Below are 17,681 nucleotides of genomic sequence, written 5' to 3' on the forward strand. Positions count from 1 at the left end.
GGTCCTGCCGCCGCCCGCCGCGCCGGCCGGCCCCCCCGGCTGAACCGCCGCGGGCCGGGTGTACCCGAGCCGCGGGCCAGGCGTACCCGGTACGCAGCCGCCGCCCTCCCGGTGGGGAGAGGGCGGCGGCTTCGTCTACCGGGGTGTGCGGTCAGGCGGCCCGCTCGCCGCGCCCGCGCGCCGCGCGGATGATGTCGGCGTAGCGGTACCCGCTGCCCTTCACCGTGCGCACCTGTGTGGCGTAGTCGACGTGTACCAGGCCGAACCGCTTGTCGTAGCCGTACGCCCACTCGAAGTTGTCCATCAGCGACCAGGCGAAGTACCCGGCGACCGGCGCGCCCTTGGCGGCCGCGCGCGCGACCGCGGCGAGGTGGTCCTCCAGGTAGCGGGTGCGCTCGGGATCGTCGACGGTGCCGTCGGGGCGCACCACGTCCTGGTAGGCCGAGCCGTTCTCCGTGACGTACACGCGCCGTGCGCCGTACTCGTCGGTGAGCCGCAGCAGCAGCTCCTCCAGGCCGTCGGCGTACACCTCCCAGTCCATGTACGTGTGGGGCCTGTCCGCGACCGGCGCGTCCACCATCTCGGCGAACGGCGCGGGCCCGCGCGGATCGTCCCGCACGAACTGGCGGAAGTAGTAGTTAAGACCCAGCCAGTCGAGCGGCGCGGCGATCGTCTCCAGGTCGCCCTCGCGCACCGGCAGGTCGACGCCGTAGACCTCCACCATGTCCTGCGGGTAGCCGCGCCCGTGGATCGGGTCGAGCCACCAGCGGTTGGTGTGGCCGTCCGCCCGCACGGCGGCCGCGCGGTCCGCGTCGCTGTCCGACGCGGGCAGGATCGGGCTCAGGTTGTTCACGATGCCGACCCGGGCGCCGGGCGAGGCGGCCCGTATCGCCTGCACCGCCAGCCCGTGTCCCAGGTGCAGGTGGTACGAGGTGCGCACGGCGGCCGTCAGGTCGCGCACGCCCGGCGCCATGGCGCCCTCCAGATGGCCGATCCACGACGAGCACAGCGGCTCGTTGAGGGTCGCCCAGTCCTTGACGCGGTCGCCGAGGCGCTCCACCACGACCGACGCGTACCGTGCGAAGTGCTCGGCGGTCTCCCGCACCGGCCAGCCGCCGCGGTCCTGCGACGCCTGCGGCAGGTCCCAGTGGTAGAGCGTCGCGAAGGGCGTGATGCCCGCTTCGAGCAACCCGTCCACCAGCCGGTCGTAGAAGTCGAGGCCCGCCTCGTTCACGCGGCCGTCGCCGTCGGGCACGATGCGCGGCCAGGCCAGCGAGAAGCGGTAGGCGTCCACGCCGAGCCGGCTCATCAGGCCGATGTCCTCGGGGACCCGGTGGTAGTGGTCGCAGGCGACGTCGCCGTTGTCGCCGTTCGCGACCTTGCCCGGTGTGTGGGAGAACGTGTCCCAGATCGAGGGGGAGCGGCCGTCCTCGGCGACGGCCCCCTCGACCTGGTACGACGCGGTGGCCACGCCCCAGGTGAAGTCCGCCGGAAGGGCGTCGAGGTCGTTCACGTACTGCCTTTCGGGTTCTGTCACTTGACCGCACCCGCGGTGAGGCCCGTGACGAGGTAGCGCTGGAGCAGGAGGAAGCCGACCACCACGGGCACGCTGACGACCAGCGAGGCGGCCATGATCTGGTTCCAGTACACGTTGTTCTCTGTCGAGTAGTTCTGCAGGCCGATGGCGAGCGTCTTGGTGTTGTCGTTGGTCATGACGGACGCGAACAGCACCTCTCCCCACGCCGTCATGAACGCGTAGACCGCGACCGCCACGATGCCGGGCACGGCCGCGGGCACGACCACGCGGAACAGCGCGCCGAACGGGCCGCAGCCGTCGACCATCGCCGCCTCGTCCAGGTCGCGCGGCACCGAGTCGAAGTAGCCGATGAGCATCCAGATGGCGAACGGCAGCGAGAAGGTCAGGTACGTGATGATCAGGCCGCCGCGCGAGCCGTACAGGTCGATGCCGGTGCTCTTGCCGATGTTGACGAAGATCAGGTACAGCGGCAGCAGGAAGAGGATGCCGGGGAACATCTGCGTCGACAGCACCGTCACGGTGAAGACCCGCTTGCCGCGGAAGCGGTAGCGGCTCACGCCGTACGCCGCGAACACCGCGATGACCACGGAGCACGCGGTCGCGGCCACCGACACGATCGCGGAGTTCAGGAAGAACCTCGCGAGCGGCACGGTCGACCAGATGTCGATGTACGGGCGGATGGTCAGGTGTGACGGGATCCAGGTGAACTTCGACTGCACGTCCTCCAGCGGCTTCAGCGAGCTGGAGATCATCACGTAGACGGGCAGCAGGGTGAACAGGACCAGGATCGTCAGCACGACGCGCCGGGTCCACAGGAACGAGCGCGGGGGAGCGAGGGAGGACCTCGTGTCAGCCATCGGACGCCTTCCTTCCGCGCGAGGTGACCGCCAGATACACGCCGGTGACGACCAGCAGGAACAGCAGCAGCAGGACCGACATGGCGGAGCCGGAGCCGAAGTTCCACGACGAGAACGACGACTGGTAGATGTGGAACGAGATCAGGTCCGCGCTGCCGGGCGCGTTGCCGTTCTTGCCGAACAGCACGAACGGCGTGTTGAAGTCGTTGAACGTCCACAGGAACAGCACGAGCACCAGCACCTGGTTGACCGAGCGCAGCGACGGCATGGTGATCTTGCGGATCTGCTGCCACATGCCGGCCCCGTCGATCGCCGCGGCCTCGTACAGGTCGCCCGGGATGTTCTGCAGGCCGGCCATCACGATCAGGAAGGCGAACGGCCAGCCCTTCCACAGCGACACGACCAGCAGGGTGACGAAGCTGTTGTTGCCGATGAGCCAGAACGACGCGTGGTCGGTCAGGTGCAGCTGGTCGTGGATCAGGTGGTTCACCATGCCGTTGTCACGCTGGAACATGAACGCCCAGGTGATGACGGCCGCGTACACCGGCAGCGCGTAGGGGATCAGGAAGATGGTGCGCAGTGTGCCCCGGCCCCTGAACTTGTCCTGGAGCATGATCGCGGCAGTGGTGCCGAACAGCCAGCACAGGCCGACCGACGCGACGGTGAACACGACGGTGATCCAGAACGAGTGGAGCAGAGACTTGCCCACCGCGCTGTTGAAGTCGACGGCGACCTGGTAGTTCTTCAGCCCCGACCAGGGCGCGGCGCCCCAGTTGTGGATGAAGAACAGGGTGAGCTGCCGGAAGCTGATCACGACCCCGACGATCATCGGGATGACGTGCACGAGCAGCTCGAAGAGGATGGCGGGCAGGAGCAGGACGTACGGGATCACCGAGCGGCGCAGCCGGCCGGGGATGCGCGGCTTCTTGCGCGCACCCCCGGTCCCCGACATGCCCTCGCCGCCCGCGTCACGCGCACTGGGAGAAGTCACGGTGGCGGTCATCGGGCCAGCCTCACTGGGTCATCTGCTGCTGGGCCTTGGACAGTGCGCTCTTGACCGTGGCCTTGGTGACGGTCTTGCCGGCCGCCACATTGGCCCAGAGGTTCTTCAGCGCCGTGCCGACCTGCGTCTCGTACTGGGACTCCGAGGGCACCTGCGGCAGCGGCGTGGCGCTCGTCTGGAGCGTGTTGGCCATGACCTTGATGTCGGTCTGCTGGAACGCGGCGTTGCTGTCGGCGGTCTTGATCGGCGGGACCGAGCCGTACGCCTTGTTGAGGATGACCTGCTCGGCGTCGCTGGTCATGAACTTCACGAACTTCTTCGCGCCGTCCACGTTCTTGGTGTTGTTGAAGATCGCCATGTTGATGCCGGCGACCATCGAGTTGACCTGCTTGCCCTGGCCCGGCGCGCCGGACTGCACGGGCATCGGCACCGCGCCCCAGTCGCTGGGCGACATGTGCTGGGAGTTGAAGTTGCTGGCGGCGGCCTGCCACATGACCATCGCCGTCTTGTTCTTCGCGAAGTCCTGCAGGGACTGGTTCTGGGCGTACTCCGCGTTGCCCGGGTTGATGATCTTGTCCTTCTGCATCATGTCGACGTACTGCATGACCGCGTCGACCGCGCCGGGGGAGGTGAACGTCGGCTTCCCGGACTTGTCGAAGAAGTCAGCGCCGTGCTGCTTGGCGAGGACGTACGAGATGTGGATGTTCTCCTGCAGGTTGCTGCCTTCGAGGCCGAGCCCCCACTTGCCCGACGTGCCGTTCTTGGAGATCTTCTTGCCGTCCTTGATCACGTCCGCCCAGGTGGTGGGGGGAGTGGTGATCCCGGCGTCGTGGAACATCTTCTTGTTGTAGTAGAGCGCGTACGCGAGCGAGTACAGCGGGACGGCCGCCGGATCCTTGCCCGGGGCGCCCGCCGCGGCGACCGCGGACGCGTTGAACCGGTCCTTGCCGCCGATCGCGTCGAAGTTCTTCGTGCTCCAGGGCAGCAGCGCGCCCGTGGCCTGGAGCGACGCGGACCAGGTGTTGCCTATGTTGAGCACGTCGGGGCCCTGGCCCGAGGTGGTGGCCGCGAGGATCCTGTTGAGCAGGTCGGACCAAGGGATGACTTCCAGCTTGACCTTGATGCCGGTCTGCTTCTGGAACTTGGCCAGCTCCGGAGCCAGGGTCTTCTTGTCGTAGGCGATGTTGGGACCCTGGTTCGACGCCCAGTACGTCAGCGTCTTCGGCTGCTCGTTGCTGCCGCCCCCGTCGGACGAGGTCCCGCCGCCGCACGCGGCGAGCAGGGTGCCCATGACGGTGACGACGGTGACGGCTGCTGCGGCTCTGGTCTTGCGCATGTGAGGTGGCCCCTTTCCGGGGGTGGCTGCGTTCGAGAGTCGAACGGCCTCCATGACTTAATTTATGCCGTGATTTAAGAGGTGAGAGAAGGTCGCGTCAAGGCCTGTGACCGGGGTATGTTGCGTCACGGGAGGGAGCACCATGGCTGAGCCCGGCAGACGGACGGTGCGTGACCTGCGGCGGGGCAACCGCGCACGGGTAGTGCAACGGTTGTATTTCGACGGCCCGTTGAGCCGCCAGGAACTCGGCGCGAGCACCGGACTGAGTTCAGGTTCCATCAGCAACGTCGTCGCCGAACTGGCCGCGGACGGCGTGCTGGAGGAGGCCGGAGTCGTCGATTCCGACGGCGGCAGGCCGCGCACACTGCTGCGCGTAGCCCCCGCCGGCGGCGTGCTCATCGGGATCGACATCGGCGAGACACGCGTCAGGATCGAGCTGTTCGACCTGTCCCTGACGGAACTGGCCCGCACCGACCGCCTGCTGGCGCAGCACGGCTACGACGTCGAGCGGATCGTCGCGCACGTGCGCGGCGGTGTCGCCGAGGTGCTGGACACCGCGGGCGTCGACCCCGCGCTCCTGCTCGGCATCGGCATCGGCACGCCGGGCGTGATCGAGCGCGGCGGCCCCGACGGCGCCGTGGTGCACGGACCCACCATCGGATGGCACGCGGTCCCCTTCGAGAAGCTGCTGCGCGAGGCCGTCGACGTACCACCCGCCGTGCCACTGTTCATCGACAACGGTGCCAAGACGCTCGGGCAGGCCGAGATGTGGTTCGGCGGCGGCAGGGGCGCCGGTTCCGCGGCCATAGCGCTGGTCGGCTCCGGCGTGGGTGCCAGCGTCATCAACGGCGCGGCGCTGGTCGAGGAGAGCCGGCGCAGGACCGCCTTCGAGTGGGGCCACACCACCGTGCGGATGAGTGGCCGCAGGTGCCGGTGCGGCTCCGTCGGCTGCCTGGAGGCGTACGCCGGCGCCGAGGCGATGCGGGAGAGGTGGCACGAGGCCGGCGGGCCGCTGCCCGCCGGCGCCGACGACGAGACGGCGCTCGCCGCGCTGCTCGCCGCGGCCTTCCCCGGCGAGGGCGCAGGAGCGCCCGACCCGGTGGCCGTCTCGCTGCTCGACGAGACGGCCGAGTGCCTGGGCGCCGCGCTCGCCGACGTCATCAACATCTTCCTCCCCGACCGGGTGCTGCTCGGCGGCTGGGCCGGCCTGCTGATCGGGCCGCATCTGCTGCCCGCGATCCGCCGCCACGCCGAGCGGTACGCACTCGGGCACGCGATCGCGCGCACCAGCATCGACATGGGGGAACTGGGCCCCGACGCCGTCACCGTGGGAGCCGCCACACTGCCCCTCGCGGCCTTCCTCGCCCGGGGCGGCACCAGGCTGCGTGCCCCGTTCGCGGCGGACGCCTCCGGCCCGGAGCCGGCCGTCCCCGCGGCGCGCGGGCGGCGTGCCCCCGCCGCGGCCGGTGACCCGACGCGCTGACGCCTCCACCGGGCATGCACCGTACGTCACAATCCCGGGCCAACTGCCCGCGGGCTGGCGGGAAATGGACAGCGGCACGGCAGGCTCTTGTCACGGTGCGTACTGACGCCGTAACTTGACGGATTGCGAGACATCCTGCCGCTCAAGGGGGAGTTGACCCATGGCCGTAACCGGGCGTCACCGCCGCTACCAGCCGAGCCGCATCAACCGGGCGTCGCTCACGGTCACCGCCGGCAGCGCCGGCATGGCCCTCCCGCTCATCGGCGCAGGTGTGGCGCACGGTGCCTCGGTGGATGTGTGGAACAAGGTCGCTGCGTGCGAATCCACCGGCAACTGGGGCATCAACACGGGCAACGGGTACTACGGCGGGCTCCAGTTCACCCGGTCCACCTGGGACGCCTACGGCGGCACGGCCTACGCGCCGCGCGCCGACCTCGCCACGCGCGACCAGCAGATCGCGGTGGCCGAGAAGGTGCTCGAGGGGCAAGGCCCCGGTGCGTGGCCGGTGTGCTCGGGCAGAGCGGGGCTCAGCAGGAGCGGCGCCGCACCGCACCTCACCACCGCTGCCGCCACCGCCGCCCGCACGGCACCGAAGAGCGCCCCGAGCGCCCGTCCGGCGGCGGACACGCACAAGACGGAGGCGCGCAAGACGGAGGCGCGCAAGGCGTCGCCCACCGACGTACCGACACGGCGCCAGGGATACACGGTGGCGCCGGGCGACTCGCTTTCCCGGATCACCGTCGACGAGCGGCTCGCCGACAGCTGGCAGCGCGTCTACGAGGACAACAGGAAGGTGATCGGGGACGACCCCGACCTGATCTTCCCCGGCCAGCGTCTCGTGCTGCACGTGCCGGTCACCGGCGACCGGCACGAGGCGAAGCCCGCGCCGGCCAAACCGTCGCACACCACGAAGCCCACGCACACGGCCAAGCCGGCGCCCAAGCCGACCACGAAGCCCACGCACACGGCGAAGCCGGCGCCCAAGCACACCGAGAAGCCCGCTCCCGCCCACACCGCCAAACCGTCCCACACCGAGAAGAAGCCGCACACCGCGGCGAAACCCGCCTCGCGGTCACACCACTCCGGCGGTGTGACGGCGCCCGTCCACGCGGCGATCGGCACGCCCTACCACGCGTCCGGCTCGTCCTGGTCGAGCGGATACCACACCGGGGTCGACTTCCTCGTCTCCACGGGCACGTCCGTCAAGGCGATCGAGGCAGGCACCGTCGTCACGGCCGGCTGGGGCGGGTCCTACGGCTACCAGGTCGTCATCAAGCACGCCGACGGCAAGTACAGCCAGTACGGGCACCTGTCCGCGATCAGTGTCAAGGTGGGGCAGAAGGTGGGCGAGGGGCAGCGGATCGCCAGATCAGGGGCGACCGGCAACGTGACGGGGCCGCATCTCCACTTCGAGATGCGCACGGGGCCCGCCTACGGCAGCGACATCGACCCGCTCGCCTACCTCAGGTCGCACGGCGTCTCCGTCTGACGGCGTACGCACGGCCGGCGGCCCCGATGTGATCAGGACGAGCCCCGCCACCGACACCAGGCCGAAGGCGAGCGCGGCGAAGGCGCCCGCCGCGCCGTACCTGAACCCCTCGCCGAAGACCGTGAGCCCCACGGCCGCCGCGACCACCGGGTTGACCACCGTCACCACGGCGAGCGGCACGGCGAGACCCGCGCCGCGGTACGAGGCCTGGGACAGCAGCAGCCCGGCGACGGCCAGCACGGCGACGGCCGCCAGGCTCGGCAGGCGCACGCCCAGGCCGGTGGCGGACCACCCGTCCGCCACCGCCTTCACGAACACCGAGGAGACGCCGAAAGCCACACCACCGGCGGCCGCCAGCAGCACGCTGCGCGACGCCCGCCCGCCCACCAGCGCCGACGCCACGCACAACACGCCGACGAGACCGAAGGACACCAGCGCGAGCGCCAGCCGCTGCGACCCGTCGAGCACCTGCGCGTCCGCGCCCCGTGTCAGTGCCAGCAGCCCGGCCAGCCCGGCCGTGGCGAGCACCGCGCCCCGCCAGGCCCCGCGCCCCGCGGCCCGGCCGCCGAACATGGCCGCCATCGGCAGCGCGAAGACGATGGTGAGGGCGCCGAGCGGCTGCACCAGGCTCAGGGGACCGCAGGCGAGCGCCGCCACGTGCAGCAGCGCTCCCGAGCCGTTCAGCAGCACGGCCGCCCACCACAGGCCGCTGCGCAGCGGCACCCAGGAGCCCCCGTGCCCGCGCGAGGCCACCCGCTCCTGGAGGAACGCGCCGGCCGCGTAGGCGACGGCGGACACCAGGGAGAGGAGTACGGCTGCTGAGAAGGCGCTCATGCTCCAACGATCTCTTCCCGCGGCCCGCCGTGGCGTCGTCCTCAAGAGGTCAATCGCGTGTACTGCCGGAGGAGTACGCCCTCGCCCGGGGTCCTCCCGCAGACGGTCCGCGACCCTGACCCGGCGATGGTGACAGGGTCTTCCGCCCCGGGCGAATCCGGGTGACCATGACGGGGCAGACGGGGACTGTGTCCGGCTACGACGGAGGAACCGCGTGAGAGTGGGCCTGCTGACGAGGGAGTACCCGCCCGACGTGTACGGCGGGGCCGGCGTCCACGTGGAGTTCCTCGCCCGCGAGCTGCGCGCCCTCACCGACCTCCGCGTGCACTGCTGGGGCGCCGGCCGCCCGGCACCGGCGGGCGGCGGCGAGGACGGCGTCGTGCGCCACCTCGCCGACGGGCGGCTCGACGGCGCGGGCGACGCTCTGCGCGCGTTCTCCGTCGACCTGGCGATGGCCGCGGGCCTCGCCGACCGCGACCTCGTCCACTCGCACACCTGGTACGCGGGCCTCGCCGGCCACCTCGCCAAGCTGCAGTACGGCGTGCCGCATGTGATGACGGCCCACTCGCTGGAGCCGCTGCGCCCCTGGAAGGCCGAGCAACTGGGCGGCGGTTACGCCCTGTCGAGCTGGGCCGAGCGCACGGCGATCGAGGCCGCGGACGCGGTCGTCGCCGTATCGCGCGGCATGCGCGACGACATCCTGGCCTGCTACCCGGCTCTCGACGCCGGCCGCGTCCACGTGGTGCACAACGGCATCGACACGGCGCTGTACCGGCCGGATCCCGGGACCGCGGCCCTGCGCCGCGCCGGGGTCGACCCCGGCCGTCCCTACGTGCTGTTCGTCGGCCGGATCACCCGCCAGAAGGGCGTGCCGCACCTGCTGCGGGCGGCTCGCGCGCTCGACCCGTCCGCCCAGCTGGTGCTGTGCGCCGGCGCGCCGGACACACCGGAGATCGACCGCGAGTTCCGGGAACTGGTGGCCCGGCTCGGGGCGGAACGGGACGGGGTCATCTGGATACCCGAGATGCTGCCGCGCCCCGACGTCATCCAACTCCTCACACACGCGGCGGTGTTCGTCTGCCCTTCGGTGTACGAGCCCCTCGGGATCGTCAACCTGGAGGCGATGGCATGCGGCACGGCGGTGGTGGCGTCCGCGGTCGGTGGCATCCCCGAGGTCGTCGACGACGGTGTCACGGGGCTGCTCGTGCCCTACGACGAGAGTGACCCGGGCGCCTTCGAGTCGGCACTGGCCGGTGCGCTGGGCCGCGTGCTCGGCGACCCCGCGCGGGCGGCCGGCCTCGGGGCGGCGGGTCGCGAGCGCGCGGTGCGGGAGTTCGGCTGGGACCGGGTGGCCCGCCGCACGGCCGGCATCTACGAGGAACTGCTGGGCGACGCTCAACGGTAGCGGCTGACGGTAACGGGTAACGGTAGAACGGGTATCGGCAATGGGCAGGGGTGGGCAGGTATGCGCGGTGGACCTTCGGTGCTCGGGATCGTGCTGGCCGGCGGTGAGGGCAAGCGCCTCATGCCGCTCACGGCCGACCGGGCCAAACCGGCGGTGACGTTCGGCGGCTCGTACCGGCTCGTCGACTTCGTCCTGTCCAGTCTCGTCAACGCGGACATCCTGCGGATCTGCGTGCTCACGCAGTACAAGTCACACTCGCTGGACCGCCACGTCTCCACGACATGGCGGATGTCGAGCCTGCTCGGCAACTACGTCACACCGGTGCCGGCCCAGCAGCGGCTCGGCCCGCGCTGGTACCTCGGCAGCGCCGACGCCATCCTCCAGTCCCTCAACCTCGTGCACGACGAACGCCCCGACTACATAGCGGTGTTCGGGGCCGACCACGTCTACCGGATGGACCCGCGCCAGATGCTGGCCCAGCACGTGGAGAACGGCGCCGGTGTCACGGTTGCGGGCATCCGTGTGCCGCGCGCTGAGGCCTCGTCGTTCGGTGTCATCGCGCCCGGCGCCGACGGCGTGCAGGTGGAGAGCTTCCTGGAGAAGCCGGCCGACCCGCCGGGGCTGCGCGACGACCCGGGCAAGGTGTTCGCCTCCATGGGCAACTACCTGTTCACCACGAAGGTGCTCGTCGACGCGTTGCACCGGGACGCGGAGGACCCGCGCTCCGTGCACGACATGGGGGGTTCGATCCTGCCGATGCTGACCGAGCGCGGCATGGCGCAGGTGTACGACTTCCAGGACAACCACGTGCCGGGCGAGACACCGCGCGAGCACGGCTACTGGCGCGACGTGGGCACACTCGACTCGTACTACGACGCGCACATGGACCTGCTGTCGGACCAGCCCGCCTTCAACCTCGACAACCGCCGCTGGCCGCTGTACACGAGCGCGCACCAGCTGCCGCCCGCGCGGTTCGTCGCGGGCGGCATCGCGAACGAGTCGGTCGTCGGCCCGGGCTGCGTCATCCGTGGGCAGGTGACCCGGTCGGTGCTCTCGCCCGGCGTCACGGTGGCGGAGGGCGCCGTCGTCCAGGGGTCGGTGCTGCACGACAACGTCAGGGTGGGCCGCGGCGCCGTCGTGCGGGGCGCGGTCCTCGACAAGAACGTGGACGTGCCGCCTGGGGCGGCCATCGGCGTGAACGCGGAGCGCGACGGCTCGCTCTACACCGTCTCCGCCAACGGCGTCATCGCCCTCGGCAAGGGTCAGGTGGTGGGCTGACGGCGCGGGCCCGGCGGCGCCCCGCGAGCGCCCCGCCGTTCGCGATGCGGGGCGCCCGGCTCTTGACCGGGACGGGCGGAGGTGCGAAGAATGAGCGCGCCTTGACAACGTTGTCCACATCCCGTCAGGAGGCGCGTCCGCGTGCACCGTCCACAGGCCGAGCTGAGCCGTCGCCGCTTCACCCAACTGGCGGGTCTGGCCGCCGCCGTGGCCGCGGCCCCGGCCTCCCTCGCGGCCGCCGGGCCCGCGTCCGCCGCGGAAACGGCGGCCGGCACCGGCGACGCGGCCGCCCGCACGGCCGCCCCCGACGACGTCGCGGCCACCTACCTCAAGGTCCTGCTCACCCACACCCGCTGGACGGAGACCCAGTGGGACGCGGCCAAGGGCCACTACACCAACACCGACTTCGGGTTCGCCGTCGTGCTCGGCCACGCACTGCTGCTGACCCGCGCCGGGTACGACGCGGGCCTCGCCGGCATCGACGAGGACACGCTGCGCTCCCGCACCCTCGCCACGATCAGCCACTTCGCCGCCTCCAACCGCCTCACGGGCGGGAGCGAGTGGGGCAAGACGCTGTTCTTCGACACCACCTTCCAGCTGTACTTCGTGCTCGCCGCCCGGCTGCTGTGGGACCAGCTCGACGACGCGACGCGGCACAACGTCGACACCCTGGTGCGCGAGCAGGCCGCCTACACCACCTCGCTCGGCACCGGCGACGACCCGCTCTCGGGGTCATGGACACCGCACGGCCTCCAGGGCGGTTACGTCGGCGACACCAAACTGGAGGAGATGGGCGTCTACGCCCAGTCCCTCGCCCCGGGCCTCGCCTGGGCGTCCGACGACAGCCGGTACGCCGCCTGGAACACCGCGTACGGGCGGTGGAGCAGGAACGAGACGGGGCTGCCCGCGGCCGACCTCGCCAACCCGGCCGTGGTGGACGGCGTCGCCGTCAGCGACAACACCGCGCACAACCTCTACGACACGTTCATCGTGGAGAACCACGGCTCCTTCGAGCCGCACTACCAGTGCGAGCTGTGGCGCACGTCGGGCCGCAACGGCATCCACTTCCTCACGGCGGGCAGGCCGCTGCCCGAGGTGCTCACCGCACAGCCCAGCGGCGACGAGCTCTGGGAGAGCATGCTGCTGGTGATGAGCGACGCGGGCGAGCCGATCATGCCGATGATCAACGACCGCGAGCACCTGTACGGCAGGGACGTCATCCCGATCGCCTTCCTCGCCCAGGTGCTCGGCGACCGCGCCGCGGCCCGCGCCGAGACCGCCCTGTCCGAGCGGCTGACGGCCTACCAGGCGTACCCGCCCGAGAACAGGATCACCAAGTTCTCCGGCGAGCCGAAGTACGAGCCCGAGGCGCGCGCCGAGATCGCCATCAGCTACCTGCTGCACGAGTGGCGCGCCCGGCAGGGCCAAGCGGTCCGCGCGCTCACCGAGCGGGAGATGTTCACCAGGGCGAGCGGCGTGCGGGACTTCGGCGCCGGGCCCGGCCTCGTCGCCCACCAGTCGCCGAAGGCGTGGGCCGCCGCCGTCAGCAAGCCCGGTTTCGTGAAGTTCGCCTGGCAGCCGGCACACGACGACTGGCTGTTCACGCTCAGCAGCGCCACCCCGATGTTCCTGCCCACGACCGCGGCGCGGGTGACCGCCCGCTCGGTGACCACCCACACCGCCGTACGCGACGGCTTCGACGCCTCCGCCACCGTCCTCACCCTGGACGCGGGCCGCGCCGCCTTCACCACACTCCCCGGCGGCGAGGTGGTCTACGCGACCACCGGGACGGCGGCGGGCGAGGGCCATCTGGAGGTCTTCAACCTGACCATGCCGGGCGTCGCGGGCCTCGACGGCAGCCGCACGTACACCACCGCCGAGGGCGCCACCACCGTCAAGGCGGCGGACGCGGGCGGCAACGGGCAGCCGGTCACGGGACCACGCACCGACACCGTCACCTTCACCCCCGCCACCTACCGCCACGTGCGGATGCAGGGCATCACCGGCCACCCCAAGTACGGCTACTCGCTCTACGCCTTCGAGGTGCGTGACGGCGCGTCGAGTACGGATCTGGCACGCGGCGCCACGGCCACCGCCTCGTCCGCCGACAGCGGGAAGGTCCCGTCGCTCGCCGTCGACGGCGACGCCGCCACCCGCTGGGCCGTCGCCGTGGCCGACCGGTCGCACGGTGACAGCTGGCTCGCCGTCGACCTCGGCCGGGCACAGCGCTTCGACCGTGTCACGCTCGACTGGGAGGCGGCCGCGGGGCGCGCCTACCGCATCCAGGGCTCCGCGGACGGCACCACATGGACCGACCTCGCCCGCTACCCGCACGCCGACGCCACGAGCGGCGGCGGCTGGGTCAGCGTCGACGGCCGCGCCGGCCTCGTCGTGCGCGGCGCGGCCAACCCGCTGTCCGTGTACGGCGACACGCTCGTGCTCTCCGACGGCCCCGCCGAGCCCCTCCTCGTGGAGGGCCTGCCCGGCGGCAGCCCGGCCGCCGTGCGGGCGGCGGCGCGGCGCCCCGCGCCGAGCGCGGCCGACCCCGCGGTGCGGGCCTCCACCGCGGGCGGCCACCTCTCCCTGTTCAACCTGTCGGACGCCGAGGTGTCCACCGTCGTGTCCGTGGAGCAGGACACCCGGGGCGCCGTGACGCTCTTCGCGGGCAGCCAGACGGTGACCGCCACAGGGACCGGGTACGCCGGCCGTTTGGCCGCCGCGTCCGCCGCCGTCGCCTTCGCCCGCTGCGAGCTGCGCTCGGCCACCGGCGGGCGGATACCGGCAGGCGTACGGGCGAAGGTCGTCGACGCGGCGACCGTCGAGCTGTCGGGCCCGTCATGCCGGCTCACGCTCGCCGCGCCCGGCGGCCGCCCGGTGCGCGTCACGCTGAGCCGGGGCCGTACCCGCAGGGTCACGCTGCACGGGGTGACGCCCTATCCGCTCGCGGACGCGGCGCTCGGCCGGCCGACCTTCCCCACCTCGCCGCTGCCCCCGTCCATGTCCGACCCCGCCGCCGCCGTCGACGGCGACACGGCCAGCTCGTGGAACCCGGGCAGGGACGGCCGGATGGTGGTGGACCTCGGCGCCGCCGTGCCCGTCCGCGAGATCAAGGCCGCCTGGACGGGCGGCCGGGTGCCCGGCGCCTCCGTCGAGTTCTCCACCGACGGCGTGACGTACACCACGGTGGGCCGGCTCAGGCCGCGGGGCCGCGGCTCCTCGCTGCACGCCGGAGGCACCGCGCGCTACGTGGCTCTCGCCGTCGGCGGGCGCGGATCGCGGGACGCCAGGCTGGTGTCGCTCGCCGTCCTCACGTCCTGAGCGGTTCTCCGCCGTCGCCCCGCCGTCGCCCCGGCCGCGGGGCGGCGGCGGGAACACGGACGGCCCCGTCCGCCTTGACCTGAGGTGAGCGGCGCGCACGGTGCCGCACCCCGGCACCGAGGAGAGACATGAGCACGGCGCTCGCCCATCCGCTCGACAACCCGGCGTGGTCCGCCCTGACCGGCCCGCACGCCCACCTCGCCGAGCGCCATGGGGAACTGCTGCGCTACCCCGTCGAGGTGTCGCCCTGGCTCGCCCTGCCCACCGACCGGCCGCGGTGGAGCTGGGACGAGATCGCCGCGTTCGCCGGGCCCGGCGAAACGTTCTCGCTCGCCGGGTACGAGTACGACGAGGACCCGCCGGCCGGCTGGGAGGTCGTCTTCCGCGCGGACGGCGTGCAGATGGACGGCGCCGGCGTGCGGGGCGAGGCCTGGTCCGAGGCCGTCACGCTCAGCCCCGCGGACGTGCCCGACATGCTCGCCCTCGTCGAGCGCACCAGGCCTGGCCCGTTCACGGCCCGCACCGTCGAACTCGGGACGTACCTCGGCATCCGGCGCGGCGGCACGCTCGTCGCCATGGCGGGGGAGCGCATGCACCCGCCGGGCTGGACGGAGATCAGCGCGGTCTGCACCGACCCGGAGCACCGGGGGCAGGGGCTCGCGGGAGTGCTGATCCGCGCGGTCGCCGCCGGCATCCAGGCGCGGGGCGATACGCCGTTCCTGCACGCGGCCGCCGCCAACACAGGCGCCATCAGGCTCTACGAGTCCCTCGGCTTCCGGCTGCGGCGGAAGATCACGTTCCTCGGTGTGCGGGTCCCCAGTTAAGGAAACCGGATTTTGTCCGGGTCGACCGCCTCGGTATGCTCCTGACCTGCGGTGATGGGTGCAATGTCGGATAAAGACCCGCAAAGTACCCCCTCCGGCCAGTGAACGTCCGACCAGCGATCGAGGAACGGCAGCGACGATGACGGTGACACAGGACACCTCCGAGCACGGCGGCAGCACCGTGCCCGAGGCTCAGGCCGTGCCGCCCGGCGAGCGGCCACAGGCCGCCGCCGTCCCGGCGCAGTCCCGCGCGGGCGACGTCCGCGGCCACGGCACCGGCATCGACCCCGAGCGGCTCGCCGTCTGCCTCGACGTGCTCGCCGAGCTGGACGCGCTGGAGGTCGACCACCCCGACGCGGTCGCCGTCCGCCGCGCCACGGCCGGCGTCTACCGCACGGTCAAGCACCGCAGACGCCAGGAGCGCAGGGCGGCCAAGACCGCCCACGACAAGGCGGTCACCGAGGCCACGGCCACCGGATCCGCCGAACGCATCGACGACGAGACGCAGGGCCTGCTGCCGTCCTCCGCCGCGGGCTCGGCGGGCGGCACCATCGCCGGCGTGCTCAAGCGGCCGCGCTCCTGCTACATCTGCAAGACGCGCTATGTCGAGGTCGACGCCTTCTACCACCAGCTCTGCCACACGTGCGCGACCGAGAACCGGGCGCGCCGCGACGCGCGTACGGACCTCACGGGCAAGCGCGCCCTGCTCACCGGCGGCCGGGCCAAGATCGGCATGTACATCGCGCTGCGGCTGCTGCGCGACGGCGCCCACACCACCGTGACGACGCGGTTCCCCGCCGACGCCATCCGGCGGTTCAAGGCCATGGAGGACAGCGCCGACTGGATCCACCGGCTCAAGATCGTCGGGATCGACCTGCGCGATCCGGCGCAGGTGGTCGCGCTCGCCGACTCGGTCGCCGCCGCGGGGCCGCTCGACATCCTGATCAACAACGCCGCGCAGACCGTGCGCCGCTCGCCCGGCGCCTACAGCGAGCTGCTCGCGGCGGAATCCGCGCCCCTGCCCGCGGGCGAGCTGCCGGCGGCCGAGGTCATCGGCGCGTTCGGCAGCGGCGCCCAGGCCGTGCTCCCGTCCGGCCGCGAGTCGCTGACCGCGGCGGACGTCACGGAGCTCGCGCTCGTCGGCGGCTCCGCCTCGCTCGCGCGGATCGAGGCAGGTACCGCGATCGACGCCGGCGGCCTCGTGCCCGACCTGCACGACACCAACAGCTGGGTCCAGACGGTCTCCGACGTCGACCCCGTCGAACTGCTCGAAGTGCAGCTCTGCAACTCGACCGCGCCGTTCATCCTGATCAGCAGGTTGCGCCAGGCCATGGCACGGACCGGCGACGACCGTGCCTACGTCGTCAACGTCTCCGCCATGGAGGGCGTCTTCGCCCGCGGGTACAAGGGAGCCGGCCACCCGCACACCAACATGGCGAAGGCAGCGCTCAACATGCTCACCCGCACCAGTGCGCAGGAGATGTTCCAGACCGACCGCATCCTCATGACCGCCGTGGACACTGGCTGGATCACCGACGAACGGCCGCATCCGGACAAGGTGCGCCTCGCCGAGGCCGGCTTCCATGCCCCGCTCGACCTGGTGGACGGCGCGGCCCGCGTCTACGACCCGATCGTGCGCGGCGAGGGCGGCGAGGACCTCTACGGCTGCTTCCTCAAGGACTACGCGCCCGCCAACTGGTAGGGGCCGAGTGGCCCGAAAGACCCCCCGAAAGTGAGCTCTACGGAGCGAGAAGACGCTCATCTGGTTAATCTAGGACGCACGGTCGGCCGACAAGGGATCCACCATCCCGACGCCCGCCCGCTGGGACAGGCCATGCACACGGTCCCGGTCCCGTTCCGAGTAACGGCGCCACCGCGACGGAACTGCCCCTGTCCCAGAGGTACGCGACACGAAGGAGTGCGCGGTGACACCAGAGATGACACAAGCGGAAGCACGTACGGACAACGGCGCCGAACGGCGGTCCCAGGACCCCGAGAAACTCGGCAGCCTGGAGGTGTGGGCGAGGTCGGCCCCCATCCGGCTCGCGGGCTACGAGGACGATCTCGCCGAGCCGCACATCCTGCAGGGCGTCGACTGAGCGGCTCCTGAGGCCGGCGACAGGGGGGCGAACCGGGCGCGGGGCGCTCGTGGCACCCGAACTTCGGCGGAATTTCACCGAACGCTCTCCGGCAACCCCTGCCCACGGAACTAACATCCCGTTCCGTGCCGACACGCAACGACGACATCGACGACGCGCCCCCCGCGGCGCCGCCGGCCGAGCCGGCCCCCGGCCCCAGGCCCCGGCGCCGCGTGCGC

13 protein-coding genes are annotated in these 17,681 nt (G+C 71.9%); 8 read left to right on the forward strand and 5 right to left on the reverse strand.

The window, feature by feature from the left end; translation table 11 throughout:
* Positions 1-151 precede the first annotated feature (151 nt).
* Genes JFN87_RS25790 through JFN87_RS25805 form a run of 4 tightly spaced genes read right to left on the reverse strand, consistent with a single transcriptional unit; the run spans position 152 to position 4,733 of the window.
* On the reverse strand, positions 152-1,513 hold the full coding sequence (locus JFN87_RS25790; RefSeq protein WP_209343635.1) for a GH1 family beta-glucosidase: 1,362 nt from the start codon (positions 1,511-1,513) through the stop codon (positions 152-154).
* Between the two features lie 20 nt (positions 1,514-1,533).
* Positions 1,534-2,394 carry a carbohydrate ABC transporter permease gene (locus JFN87_RS25795; RefSeq protein WP_209343614.1) on the reverse strand — a complete coding sequence of 287 codons (861 nt, stop codon included), beginning with the start codon at positions 2,392-2,394 and terminating at the stop codon, positions 1,534-1,536.
* Positions 2,387-3,397 carry a carbohydrate ABC transporter permease gene (locus JFN87_RS25800; RefSeq protein WP_209343616.1) on the reverse strand — a complete coding sequence of 337 codons (1,011 nt, stop codon included), beginning with the start codon at positions 3,395-3,397 and terminating at the stop codon, positions 2,387-2,389. Before JFN87_RS25800 ends, JFN87_RS25795 begins: the two co-directional genes overlap by 8 nt.
* Positions 3,398-3,407: 10 nt before the next feature.
* A complete protein-coding gene (locus JFN87_RS25805; RefSeq protein ID WP_209343618.1) occupies positions 3,408-4,733 on the reverse strand; it encodes an ABC transporter substrate-binding protein in 1,326 nt (441 codons plus the stop codon).
* A gap of 142 nt (positions 4,734-4,875) precedes the next feature.
* On the opposite strand from JFN87_RS25805, the gene JFN87_RS25810 reads away from it, so the two are divergent.
* Positions 4,876-6,216: an ROK family transcriptional regulator gene (locus tag JFN87_RS25810; protein ID WP_209343620.1), complete on the forward strand. Its 1,341-nt coding sequence runs from the start codon at positions 4,876-4,878 to the stop codon at positions 6,214-6,216.
* Positions 6,217-6,376: 160 nt separating this feature from the next.
* Entirely contained in the window at positions 6,377-7,705 is a 1,329-nt protein-coding gene (locus tag JFN87_RS25815) for a transglycosylase family protein (RefSeq protein ID WP_209343622.1), read from the forward strand.
* Here JFN87_RS25815 and JFN87_RS25820 read toward each other — a convergent pair.
* Entirely contained in the window at positions 7,586-8,539 is a 954-nt protein-coding gene (locus JFN87_RS25820; protein WP_209343624.1) for a DMT family transporter, read from the reverse strand. The genes JFN87_RS25815 and JFN87_RS25820 overlap by 120 nt on opposite strands.
* Before the next feature lie 214 nt (positions 8,540-8,753).
* Here JFN87_RS25820 and glgA point away from each other — a divergent pair, with 214 nt between their 5' ends.
* From glgA to JFN87_RS25850, 6 genes are all read left to right on the forward strand, one after another.
* Complete coding sequence (gene glgA, locus JFN87_RS25825; RefSeq protein WP_209343626.1) at positions 8,754-9,944, forward strand: glycogen synthase; 1,191 nt, start codon at positions 8,754-8,756, stop codon at positions 9,942-9,944.
* A gap of 60 nt (positions 9,945-10,004) precedes the next feature.
* Positions 10,005-11,222, forward strand: coding sequence for a glucose-1-phosphate adenylyltransferase (gene glgC / locus JFN87_RS25830; protein ID WP_209343627.1), 1,218 nt, complete (start codon positions 10,005-10,007; stop codon positions 11,220-11,222).
* A gap of 141 nt (positions 11,223-11,363) precedes the next feature.
* The gene (locus tag JFN87_RS25835; RefSeq protein WP_209343629.1) at positions 11,364-14,540 is read left to right on the forward strand and encodes a discoidin domain-containing protein; all 3,177 of its coding nucleotides are present in this window, start codon (positions 11,364-11,366) and stop codon (positions 14,538-14,540) included.
* Between the two features lie 128 nt (positions 14,541-14,668).
* Positions 14,669-15,364, forward strand: a complete 696-nt coding sequence (locus JFN87_RS25840; protein ID WP_209343631.1) for a GNAT family N-acetyltransferase — start codon at positions 14,669-14,671, stop codon at positions 15,362-15,364.
* 139 nt (positions 15,365-15,503) lie between these two features.
* Complete coding sequence (locus JFN87_RS25845) at positions 15,504-17,066, forward strand: SDR family NAD(P)-dependent oxidoreductase (RefSeq protein WP_209343632.1); 1,563 nt, start codon at positions 15,504-15,506, stop codon at positions 17,064-17,066.
* Positions 17,067-17,289: 223 nt separating this feature from the next.
* Positions 17,290-17,463: a hypothetical protein gene (locus JFN87_RS25850; RefSeq protein WP_209343637.1), complete on the forward strand. Its 174-nt coding sequence runs from the start codon at positions 17,290-17,292 to the stop codon at positions 17,461-17,463.
* Positions 17,464-17,681: the final 218 nt, after the last annotated feature.

Origin of the sequence: Streptomyces montanisoli (assembly GCF_017813245.1) — a bacterium.
GTDB classification, from domain to species: Bacteria; Actinomycetota; Actinomycetes; order Streptomycetales; family Streptomycetaceae; genus Streptomyces; species Streptomyces montanisoli.